Annotated in this window: 10 protein-coding genes and 1 pseudogene; all 11 read right to left on the bottom strand. The window is 73.6% G+C overall.

All coding sequences use genetic code 11. The features are described 5' to 3' along the window. Window positions 1-187 precede the first annotated feature (187 nt). Window positions 188-1,906, bottom strand: coding sequence for an AAA family ATPase (locus tag R6Y94_RS04490; RefSeq protein ID WP_318394449.1), 1,719 nt, complete (start codon window positions 1,904-1,906; stop codon window positions 188-190). Between the two features lie 133 nt (window positions 1,907-2,039). Further along, window positions 2,040-3,143, bottom strand: coding sequence for a hypothetical protein (locus R6Y94_RS04485; RefSeq protein ID WP_318394448.1), 1,104 nt, complete (start codon window positions 3,141-3,143; stop codon window positions 2,040-2,042). A gap of 37 nt (window positions 3,144-3,180) precedes the next feature. Then, window positions 3,181-4,059, bottom strand: a complete 879-nt coding sequence (locus tag R6Y94_RS04480; RefSeq protein ID WP_318394616.1) for an RluA family pseudouridine synthase — start codon at window positions 4,057-4,059, stop codon at window positions 3,181-3,183. 326 nt (window positions 4,060-4,385) lie between these two features. After that, a pseudogene (gene lspA, locus R6Y94_RS04475) lies at window positions 4,386-5,003 on the bottom strand (signal peptidase II); the annotation flags it as partial. A gap of 10 nt (window positions 5,004-5,013) precedes the next feature. Beyond that, window positions 5,014-5,433 carry a TraR/DksA family transcriptional regulator gene (locus tag R6Y94_RS04470; protein ID WP_101367140.1) on the bottom strand — a complete coding sequence of 140 codons (420 nt, stop codon included), beginning with the start codon at window positions 5,431-5,433 and terminating at the stop codon, window positions 5,014-5,016. A gap of 434 nt (window positions 5,434-5,867) precedes the next feature. Continuing rightward, complete coding sequence (locus R6Y94_RS04465; RefSeq protein WP_318394447.1) at window positions 5,868-7,370, bottom strand: potassium/proton antiporter; 1,503 nt, start codon at window positions 7,368-7,370, stop codon at window positions 5,868-5,870. Window positions 7,371-7,482: 112 nt separating this feature from the next. After that, window positions 7,483-7,788: a DUF167 domain-containing protein gene (locus tag R6Y94_RS04460; RefSeq protein ID WP_318394446.1), complete on the bottom strand. Its 306-nt coding sequence runs from the start codon at window positions 7,786-7,788 to the stop codon at window positions 7,483-7,485. Window positions 7,789-7,848: 60 nt separating this feature from the next. Beyond that, window positions 7,849-8,574 carry a hypothetical protein gene (locus R6Y94_RS04455; RefSeq protein WP_318394445.1) on the bottom strand — a complete coding sequence of 242 codons (726 nt, stop codon included), beginning with the start codon at window positions 8,572-8,574 and terminating at the stop codon, window positions 7,849-7,851. 71 nt (window positions 8,575-8,645) lie between these two features. Beyond that, on the bottom strand, window positions 8,646-9,455 hold the full coding sequence (locus R6Y94_RS04450; RefSeq protein WP_318394444.1) for a DivIVA domain-containing protein: 810 nt from the start codon (window positions 9,453-9,455) through the stop codon (window positions 8,646-8,648). A 52-nt stretch (window positions 9,456-9,507) separates the two neighbouring features. Beyond that, complete coding sequence (locus tag R6Y94_RS04445; protein WP_318394615.1) at window positions 9,508-9,804, bottom strand: YggT family protein; 297 nt, start codon at window positions 9,802-9,804, stop codon at window positions 9,508-9,510. Between the two features lie 29 nt (window positions 9,805-9,833). Beyond that, window positions 9,834-10,538 carry a cell division protein SepF gene (locus R6Y94_RS04440; RefSeq protein ID WP_318394443.1) on the bottom strand — a complete coding sequence of 235 codons (705 nt, stop codon included), beginning with the start codon at window positions 10,536-10,538 and terminating at the stop codon, window positions 9,834-9,836. Window positions 10,539-10,689 lie beyond the last annotated feature (151 nt).

Raw genomic sequence — 10,689 nt, 5'->3', positions numbered from 1 at the left:
CGACGGCAGGGCGCGTACCCCGACGCGCGACCGCCGGCACCCGAGCCTAGTCCCAGGGCCGCGCGGTCTCCAGGCTTGACACCCGTCCGGGCGAGGTGTCCCACATTCCGTCTCCGGGCGTGTGTCGTCCGACCGGTTCGTCCCGGCCGACCGGCGACCGGACACGCCCGGACGGCACGGTGCCGGGTCAGCGGGCGAACGGCTCCAGCATCATCGACGCCGCCTGGAGCCAGGCGTCCCGGGTCTCCTGCGCCAGGTGGGCGTACTCGATCGACGAGCCGGTCTCCAGCGCCGGGTCGTACGGCACCACCGCCACCGCGCGGGTCCGGGTGCCGAAGTGCCGCACCAGGTCGTCGAGCAGCGGAGACCGGCCCGGGGTCGGACAGGAGAGCAGGGTGACCGCGTTGTCCGCCAGCTCGCTCATCCCGATGTCGTGCAGCAGGTCGAGCATCCAGTCGGCGGTGAACGCGGCGTCCTCCCGGGGCACCGTGGTGACCACCAGCTGGTCGGCGGCGCGCAGCACCGTCTGCCAGTTGGAACTCTCCACGTTGTTGCCGGTGTCCACGCAGATCACGTCGTGGGTGCGGCGGAGCAGCTCCAGCACCCGCCGGACGGTGTGCTGGTCGAGGCGCTGGGCGAACCGGGGACTCTCCTCGCCGGCCAGCACGTCGTACGAGCCGTCGGAGGCGTGCCGGAGGTAGTCGTCGAGCCGGTCGATCAGCTGGGTGCTGGACAGCGCCTCGATCTCGATCAAATCGGCGACCAGGTGCCGGATCGTCCGGGCGTGCCGGGCGCTGCCGGCCCGCAGGCCGAGGGTGCCGCGCAGTTCGTTGTCGTCCCAGGCGAGCACGCCACGGCCGCGTACGCTGCCCACCGTCGCGGCGGCCAGCACTGTCGCCGTGGTCTTGTGCACCCCGCCCTTCGGATTGGCGAAGGCGACCACCCGGGGTGAGCCGAGTTCCCGGCGGAGCACGTTGCGGGCGCGTTCCACCTCGGGGTCGGCCGAGCGCTGTTGCCGGCTCGGATAGGACTCGACGCTGGCCCGACGGGCCACCGGGGCGTACCCGACGTCCCCCGCCGGATACCCGGCGGCGGACGGATGCGGCGGTGCCGGGCCGGGTGGCGGGGCCATGGACGGTGCGGCCGGCGGCGCCAGCGAGGCACGCGGCGCCGGAACCGACCGACCGGTGGCGGGGGGCGGCACCGCCCGCTGCGGCAGGGCCGGCGCGGCCCCCGGGTCGGGGCGGCGGGCCGGGGTCGGCGGGCTCGGCAGGGCCGGTCGCGGCGCCGGCACCACCGGCGGCGGAGGCTGGTAGCCGCTGCTGAGCGCCGCGTAGCGGGACTCGCCCGGATAGTCCGGGCCGGCCGGCTCGGGCCGGTAGGGCTCCATCGGCTCGGGCCGGTGGCCGGGGTCGGGCCGGTAGCCGAGGTCGGACCGGTAGCCGCCGGGCGGATGGTCGGGCTCCCGCCGGTCGGCGCCCGACCGGTAGTCCGGGCCGGGCCGGGCGCCCGGCTCGGCGGGAAGACCCGCGCCGGGCCGGTAGCCGGAGTCGGCCGGTCGCCCGGCACCGAAGCCGGGATCGGGCCGGTAGCCGTTCTCCAGCGCGGCGTAGCGGGACTCGCCCGGATGACCGCCCCCGCCGTAGCCGGGCGCGGGCGGATATCCGGGCGTGACCGGGTGGCCGGGAGTAGACGTCCGGGGATCCGCCTCCGGCCTGCCGGGATAACCGTTACCGGCGAACCGGCCGGCGGCGTGGCCGCCCTCGGCGGCCGGTTCGGAGCCGGGTCGTTCGTCGAGAACCTGCTGCTCGTCGGTCCGGCCACCGTGCAGGGCCCGGTCGAGCAGCGCCCGCCAACGCGGCCCTGATTCTGCCGGCCGGCCCCAGCCGGTCTCGGTGCCGTCCACGGCTCGCCCCTCCCAGCACCATCGGTCCCCGCCCTGACAGGCTACGAAGCAAACCCTATTCGGGCCACCTTAGGAGCGCATCCACCGCCGTCGGCGTGCCCGCCGTCGTAGACGTCCATCATGCCGTCCACTGTCATGTTCCGCCGCTCCCCCCGGTGGTGGCCAGGTCGGCCAGGGGTGCCTCGACCGGCGGCCGGTCCGACGGTATCTCGACCGGCGGCGACCCGGCTGGCGGTTCGGGCGGTGGGTCCGGGGTGGCTGGCGGTTCGGTCGCACCCGGATCGCCCGGGCCGGGGGTCGCGACGGCCGGCGGAGCGACGGGCGAATCGGCCGCCGGGCCGGCCGAGGTCGTCGGGACGGCCCGGTCCGGCGCACCTCCGGCGTCCGGCCCGTCGGTACCGTCACCGTCGATCGCCGGCAGGCTCACGTCGGCCGGCGGATGCGCCACGTCCTTCTGCTCGGGCAGCGGCGGTGTGAAGACGGTACGGTCCAGCCGCTGCACCTCCGGCGCCGGGTCCACCGCGCGTACCTCGGGTCGGGCGGCGATCCGCTCCAGCGTGGCCGGTTCGCCCCGCACCACGGCGGCGTAGACGCACGAGCACCGGGCCCGGTAGGCGGTGGCCTCCTCGTCGGCGACCCGGGCACCACTGGAGTAGAACCGGCGCAGCTCCTGCTCCTGCGGCCCGTCGCCGGTGACCCCGGCGGCCCGCTCCTGGTAGTCCCGGGCCTCCCGGTCCTTGCGCGCCGCGACCTCCGACATTCCGCCGACCACGTCGTCCGGGAGGCGCAGGGCCGGGATGCGCACGATCTCGGTCTGGGTGCCGGGGCGCCACAGCCGGGCGAAGACCTCCGAGACACCGATCCCGGTCAGCACCGGGGTCAGCCGGTCCGGCGCCAGGTAGGCCGACATGGTCACCAGGGCGTACGTCGGCCGCGCCGGGTCGGCCGCGCCGGCCGCGACCAGCGACCGCAACTCTCCCCGGGTCGCCTCCAGGTAGCCGGGGATGGACTCGCCCTGCACCACCCCGACCCGGGTGACCTCGCCGACGGTCTGGTCGCCGGCCGGCCGCCGATCGGCCGCCCACACGGCGGTGACCAGTACGGCCGCCGAGCAGAACAGCGCGACCGTGGCCAGCAGCCGCAGCCGCGGCCGGCCGTGCCCGAGCCGGGCCATGCCCCGGGCCAGGGGCGGCAACAGTCGGCTGTCCAACTGTCGCAACAGGTCGCCGAGGCGCACGGACGAACTCCCTCGTCGGGTGATCCCTGCCGGTCGGTCAGTCACGCAGGATGCGGAGTGCAACTTCCAGGTCGTCAGGGTAGTCGCTGACGAACCGGACCTGCTCGGCCGTCCGGGGGTGCGCGAAGGCCAACTCGCGGGCGTGCAGCCACTGCCGGGTGAGCCGGAGCCGGGCCGCCAGGGTGGGATCGGCACCGTATGTCAGATCACCGACACACGGGTGCCGCAGGGTGGAGAGGTGTACCCGGATCTGGTGCGTACGCCCGGTCTCCAGCCGTACGTCGAGCAGGCTGGCCGCCGGAAACGCCTCCAGGGTGTCGTAGTGGGTGATGCTCGGCTTGCCGCCGGCCATCACCGCCCAGCGGTAGTCGTGGGTCGGGTGCCGGTCGATCGGCGCGTCGACCGTGCCGCGCAGCGGGTCCAGGTGGCCCTGCACCACCGCGTGGTAGCGCTTCTCCACCTCGCGTGCCTTGAACGCCCGTTTCAGCAGGCTGTACGCCTGCTCGCTCTTGGCCACCACCATCACACCGGTGGTGCCGACGTCCAGCCGGTGCACGACGCCCTGGCGCTCGGCGGCACCGCTGGTCGCGATGGTGTGCCCGAGCGCGGCCAACCCGCCGATCACCGTCGGCCCGCTCCACCCCGGGCTCGGATGCGCCGCCACCCCGACCGGCTTGTCGACCACCACGATGTCGTCGTCGGAGTAGACCACCCGTAGCCCGGGCACCGTCTCGGAGATGACGGTCGGGGCGGTGGGCGGCGCGGGCAGCACCACCTCCAGCCACGAGCCGGCCGAGACCCGGTCGGACTTGGGCCGGGCGGCACCGTCGACGAGGGCGTCACCGGCCTCGACCAGTGCCGCCGCCACGGTGCGGGAAAGGCCGAAGAGCCGGGACACCGCCTGGTCCAAGCGCATGCCGTCGAGTCCGTCGGGTACCGGCAGGGAGCGGCGGTCGCCGGCGGGCCGCACCGGACCCGCGTCGGAGATTGAGGTCACGACAGGTCCCGTCGCTCGGTCTCGGCCTCGGTCCGGCTCCCGGCCGGCGCGGAATCGGTCGGCGCCCCGGCGGCCCCGGCGGGCTCGGCCGAGGCTCCTGGGACTGTCGGGTGCTCGGTCGACGCCCCGGCGGCTGCCGGGGACCCGGTCGACGCCCCGGCGACCGGCTCGGCTCCGGACCCGTCCCGCCCGGACCCGCGCAACGGCGTGCCCGAACCCGGGTCGGTGCTCTTCGGCCGGGAGCGCAGCCGGGTGCCGTCCCGCTGCCGGCCGCCCAGTTCCAGCAGCACCGCCAGGACGACGCCGCTGACCAGGGCACTGTCCGCCAGGTTGAAGATCGGCCAGACCTGCCCGTACGGGTCGAAGAGGCTGACCATGTCGACGACGTGCCCGACGAAGGGACCGGGGGCCCGGAAGATCCGGTCGGTCAGGTTGCCGAGGGCGCCGCCGAGGACCAGGCCGAGCGAGATGGCCCAGGGCAGCGAGCGCAGCCGGGCCGCCATCCAGCCGATCCAGCCGATCACCCCGGCGGTGACCAGCGGGAAGACCCAGGTGTGGTCGGAGGCGAGACTGAACGCCGCTCCGCTGTTGCGGGTCAGGCTCAGATAGACCGCGCCGCCGAGCAGGCGTACCGGGTCCCGGTCGGTCAGGGCCGCCAGGGCGAGGTGCTTCGTGCCGAGATCGGCGAGCCAGGCCAGTACGGCGGTGGCCAGCAGTACCGTGACGGCCACCCGCCGGGCCCGCCCTGGGGTGGCTCGATCCGGCCCGGACCCGCTCGCCAGAGCCTCGGCGGTCGGCCCGTCGTCGTTGGTCGTCCGCTCGTCGTCGATGTTCAGCAGGAGTCCCTTTCCTCCATTCACCACCCGGTGGGGCTCACCGGCGCTCCTCCAACTGCTTGCACGAGACGCACAGCGTGGCGGAGGGGAACGCGGCGAGCCGCTCCACCGGGATCGGATTGCCGCACCGCTCGCACCAGCCGTAGCTGCCCTCGTCAAGCCGCTCCAGGGCCCGCTCCACCTGGGTGATGCGTTCCAGGATGCTGTTGGCGAGGGAGATCTCCTGCTCCCGCTCGAACGTCTTGGTGCCGGTGTCGGCCTGGTCGTCCCCGGCCGAGTCGGTCAACCGGTCGCGCTGCAGCTCGGTGATCTCGCTCAGCGTCTGATCGTACTCGGCACGGAGTTCGTCCCGGCGGGCCGCCAGTGCGGCGCGGATCTTCTCGGTCTCCGCGGCGCTGCGCGACGTCTTCGGTGCCGACTTGCGGCCGGCGGTCCTGGTCTCTGCTGGCTTAGCCATCGTCGCTCCCTCGGCCGCGGACTCCGCGGCGATCGGCCGTGCCTGGACAGGAACCTCCGACGCTCCCGTGACGGTCCGGCGGGTCCTGCGCGGTGCGGTCGCTCCGGCGGGCGCGACCGGTGGGGTGCTGCCGGCGACGGGATCCACCGTCACCGGGTCCCGGGGGCGCCGGTCGCCGATGCCGCGCGGCGGTGCGGGGCTGCCGGGCGGTGTCGGGCGCGAGCGACGAGCCGGACATTCCGGTTGTCTTGCCTCCGACCCTCGCCCGTCCGACCACGACGTCCCCCAATTGCAAAACGGGCGCGCGGCGGGACGCCGCGCACTCCGGAGGTTGGCAAGAATACGGAACGTACAGACGTCCGACAACATGCCGCACCGATGTTACCGATTTCAACCCGTAATAATCCGCAAACCGGGCAAAAGGAACAATAGCACTATTTGTTGCGATCGTCGCCGTGCTCCCCAAACCACCGGGCCAGCCGACCGCGCCGGTTCACCGCCCGCAGCCGGCGCTCGACCTCGTCCCGGGCCAGGGCGGTGGCCACGATCAACAGGCTGTCACCCACCTTCAGCCGGGTGTCCGGGCCGGGCACGAACCCGACACCGTCCCGGGAGACCAGGGTGACCGAGGCACCCACCGGCAGCCGCAGCTCGTCCAGGTGTACCCCGACCAGCCGGGAGCCCGGCGGGATCTCCAACTGCAACAGGTCGGCCTGCATCCGTTCCAGCGGAGCGGTCTCCACCCGCAGTTCGGTCAGCTCGGCCGGGGCGGCGATGCCCAGCCGGCGGGCCACCGGGCCCAGGGTGCCGGCCTGCACCAGCGTGAAGATCACCACCAGCACGAAGACGGTGTCGAAGAGCTGGACGGCGCCGGGCAACCCCTCGGAGAGCGGGATCGTGGCCAGCACGATCGGCACCGCACCGCGCAGCCCGGCCCAGGACAGGAACGCCTGCTCCCGCGGACCCACCCGGAACCCGGTCACGCTGACCAGTACCGACAGCGGCCGGGCCAGGAAGGTCAGCGCCAGCCCGGCGACCACGGCGGGCAGCAGCGCGTCCTCCAGCCGGCCCGGCACGCTGAGCAGGCCGAGCAGCACGAACAGGCCGATCTGGGCCAGCCAGGCCAGCCCGTCGGCGAAGCCGAGGATCGCCTGCCGGTGCGGCAACCGCGAGTTGCCCAGCACCACCCCGGCGACGTAGACCGCGATGAAGCCGGAGGCGTGCAGCACGGTCGCCACCCCGTACGCCAGCACGGTGAGGCCGACCGCGGCGATCGGATAGAGCCCGGAGGACGGCAGGGCGGCCCGGCGCAGCGTCCACCGCCCGAGCATCCCCACCCCGAAGCCGAGTACGGCGCCGACAGCGAGCTCGTAGCCGACCAGCAGCACCTCGTACCACCAGACGTGGCCGGCCAGCGACGAGGTGGAGAGCAGCACCACCAGCAGTACCACCGGGGCGTCGTTCATCCCCGACTCGGCCTCCAGGGTGGCCACCAGCCGGCGCGGCAGCCGCAGCCAGCGCAGCGTGGCGAAGACCGCCGCCGCGTCGGTGGAGGAGAGCACCGCGCCGTAGAGCAGCGCGAGCCGCCAGTCCAGGCCGAGCAGGGCATGCACCACCACCCCGACCACCGCGATGCTGACCACCACCCCGACGGTGGCCAGCGTGACGGAGATGCCGAGTACCGGTCGCAGCGTGCTCCACCGGGCGGTCAGGCCGCCCTCGGCGATGATCACGATCAGCGCGCAGAAGCCGAGCGCCCGGGTCAGGTCGGCGTCGTCGAACCGGATGCCGAGGCCGGACTCGCCGATCGCCACCCCGATGGCGAGATAGACCAGCAGGCTCGGCACACCGAGCCGGGTCGAGAGCCGGACCGCGCCGACCGCGACGAGGAGTACCGCCGCGCCGATCAGCAGGGCGATGTCGAGCCGGTCGGTCACGGCCGCCGCGCACGGGGCCGGGTGAGCGCTGACCCCTCGTCGGCCTGGACCGCTCGGCGTATCCGCCCCGACTCGCGGCCACGGCAGAGCCCGAGCGGAGGTGGCAGAAGGTTCACCGCACGGGTCCGTCGCGCAGTTGGCGCAACCGCGCGTCGACGTCGGAGTCGGCCCCGTCGACCAGGAAGAGTTTGTCCCGGCTGGCCGCGCCGGTACGCAGGCTGACCGCCGCCGGCCGCAGCCGGAGCGCCTCGGCGAGCGCCCGCCGGGCCGCCTCGGTGGCCCGGCCGTCGGCCGCCGGCGGATGCACGGCGATCACCAGCGCGGGCCCGTACGGGCCGTCGAACCGGCCGCCGACCCGGGCCCGGGACGCGCCGGGCTTGACCCGGACCGCGACGGTCAGCGCTGCGGGCTCGGTCACGGCGGGCACACCGGAACCGTCTGCGCCCCCGACCCGCCGGAAGCCACCGGCGCCCGGCCGTCAGCCTTGGTGCGCATCGGTGAGCAGGGCAGTGTCCGGCTCGCAGCGCCCACACGGGGTGAAGCCGAGCTCCACCGCCTCGCTCACCGGAAGCGGTTCGCTCTCCCGACCGGACAGGTGTGGACAGTCGGCGAGGTGGTAACGCGGCCGGCCGTCGACCACGTACACGTCGTCGAGCAGCGCGGCGACAAGCGCGGCGTCGGCCTCGGAGACCGGCTGGGGTGCCGGCTCGTCCGCCGGGACGTCGTCGTCCGGCTCGCCCTGCCCGACCGGACCGGCCGCGGGCCCCTCCGACGCGCCGGCCGGTTGCCGCCAGCCGGTGTCGTCGTTGTCTGCGCCGGGCCGGGTGGCCTGGGCGGGAACCGTGACCTCGACGGGCTCGGTCAGCACCGACCCGCTCTCGGGGAACGGATCGGCCCCGCCGTTGCCGCTGAGGCGGGGGTCGGTCGGTGCCATCCGGGGGCCGGTCGGTGGCCGGCGACGGCGGGTCTCGCCCGCCTCGCCGCCGCCACGCGCGGCCTGCCCGTCGTCATCGAGCCCGTCCGGGGCGAAGCCGCTGGCCGCGCCCCGCATCCCGGCCGCCTGCCGGGCGCCCACCACCAGCGCGACGGCGGCCAGCAGGCTGACCGCGATCGAGCTGATCAGCAGCCCGCTCGACCCGCTCCCCAGGCCGAGCACCAGCAGCGTGACGGCGGCGAGGATGAGCACCAGACTGCCGACTATCACGGCTCACCCCCGACGCATCGGTTCCGGTTGTCGTACGGCGTCCTGTCGTACGGCGTTGGTCCCCGGCGGGATCAGCGCCCGGTCTCGAGTGCGCCGGAGCGTCCACCCCCGCCGTACGAGTTCGCCAGGCCCGCGGTGGCGAGGCCGGGGGTGCTGCCGCCGGACCGATTGCCGTCGGTCCGGGTCATCTCCACCTCAAGGCCCTGGCCACGCCCGTCGAGGTCGCGCAACTGGCTCTCCAGGTACGCCTTGAGCCGGGTGCGATACTCGCGCTCGAACTGCTTGAGCTCCTCGATGTGCTTCTGCAGCGCGGTGCGCTTGGCGTCCAGGCCGCCCATGGCCTCCTGGTGCCGCTGGCGGGCGTCCCGCTCCAGCGCGTCGGCCTTGGCCCGCGCCTCGCGGGTGACCTCCTCTGCCTTGGTCCGCGCCTCGGAGAGGAGCTGGTCCGCCTCGCGGCGCGCGTCGGAGACGTGGTCGTCCGCCGTGCGCTGCGCCATCATCAGCACCCGGAGAGCCTGCTGCTCCCCGTCGCCGCCGCCGACCGCCGGGCCGCCTTGGGCCCGGACCTGCTCCAGCTCGGCCTGCATCGCCCGGGCGGCCTGTTCGGCCTGGGCCTTGTCCCGCTGCACCCGGTCGAGCTGGGCCTTGACGTCGTTGAGCTCGGCGGCCAGGCGTGGGTCGGGGCCCGGGCCGGCTGGCGCGCCGCCTCGGCCGCCGCGCTCCACCTGGGCGCGCAGTTCGTTGTTCTCTTCGATCAGACGGGCGAGCTCGCGCTCGACCTCGTCCAGAAACGCGTCGACTTCCTCCTCGTCATACCCCCGCTTGCCGATAGGCGGCTTCTTGAAGGCGACGTTGTGCACGTCGGCCGGGGTCAGCGGCATCGAAACTCCTCGGGTCAGTTGCGGCCGCGCGGCACGCCGGTCACCAGGTTGTTCAACTGAAGATCAACGGCCTTAACACGAACTCCATCAGCACGAACAGGATAACCAGGAGCACAAGGGAGGCCAGGTCGATGCTCACGGTACCAATTCGCAATGGAGGGATCACACGCCTCAACGCCTTGAGAGGCGGATCAGTGACGCTCCACACCGACTCCATTCCTGCCGCCGCCCCCCGGCTCGGTTGCCAGCGACGACCGTACTGCAGAACGGCACTTAGGACAAACCGGGCCAAAAGCACCAGGAGGAAGACGTAGAGAATCAGGTAGAGGACCTGAAACAGGATGGGCAGAAACACGGCAGGCGGATCCCTCGGTCGGGCTAGCTCAGGCTGAAAAACCCACCCTCAGCGATCTTGGCCTTGTCCTCCGCGGTGACCTGGACATTAGCCGGTGAGAGTAGGAACACCCGGTTGGTCACGCGCTCGATCGTACCGCGCAGCCCGAACGCCAGACCGGCGGCGAAATCGACCAATCGGCGGGCATCGGCCTCGTCCATCTCGGTGAGGTTGATGATCACCGGAACGCCGTCCCGGAAGTGCTCGCCGATCGTACGGCCCTCACGGTAGGTCGTGACATGCAGCGTCGTGATCTGGTAGCGCTGCTCCGGCTGCTCGGCAGGCACCGGTCGCTCACGCAACTGGGCCTGCGGGGCCAACGCGAGATTGTCCCGGGTCTGGTACGTCAGCGCGGTGGACGGCTCGGCGCTGCTCGGCCGGCTGATCGACCGTACGCTGGATCGCTCCGCGCGCTCAGTCCGCTCCGGACGGTCACCGTCGGCGCGGTCGTGCTCGACGGAGCGGCCGACGTTGCGCTCGGCCAGCCGGGTCCGCTCACCGGCCCGGGGCCGGGGCGGTGGCGCCTCGTCCTGCTCCTCGTCCTCGTCGGCGAACTCGTCGGCGTACCGGCTCTGCCGGTAACGCGACTCGCGGTAGCCACTCTTCTCGTAGCCACCGTCGTCGTAGGCCCGCTCGTCGTCCTCCTCGACGAGGCCGAGCCAGACCCCCGCCTTGCGCAGTGCACCCATCCCGCGCCCCTCCGTCCGCCGTGCGACACACACCCCCCGTGCCGTGCCCCTGTCACGCGCGTGAACACTGCAGTGCCCACCGGCCCGAGACGGCAACCCCCGGCACGACCGTGAAACCGGTCTCACCCCGACCCCCGCCAGTAGGGATGTC

The sequence above is a fragment of the Plantactinospora sp. KLBMP9567 genome (assembly GCF_033446045.1).
Classification (GTDB): Bacteria; Actinomycetota; Actinomycetes; order Mycobacteriales; family Micromonosporaceae; genus Plantactinospora.
Note: the sequence above shows the minus strand (reverse complement) of the source record. Positions and strands in the feature narration are given on the sequence as shown.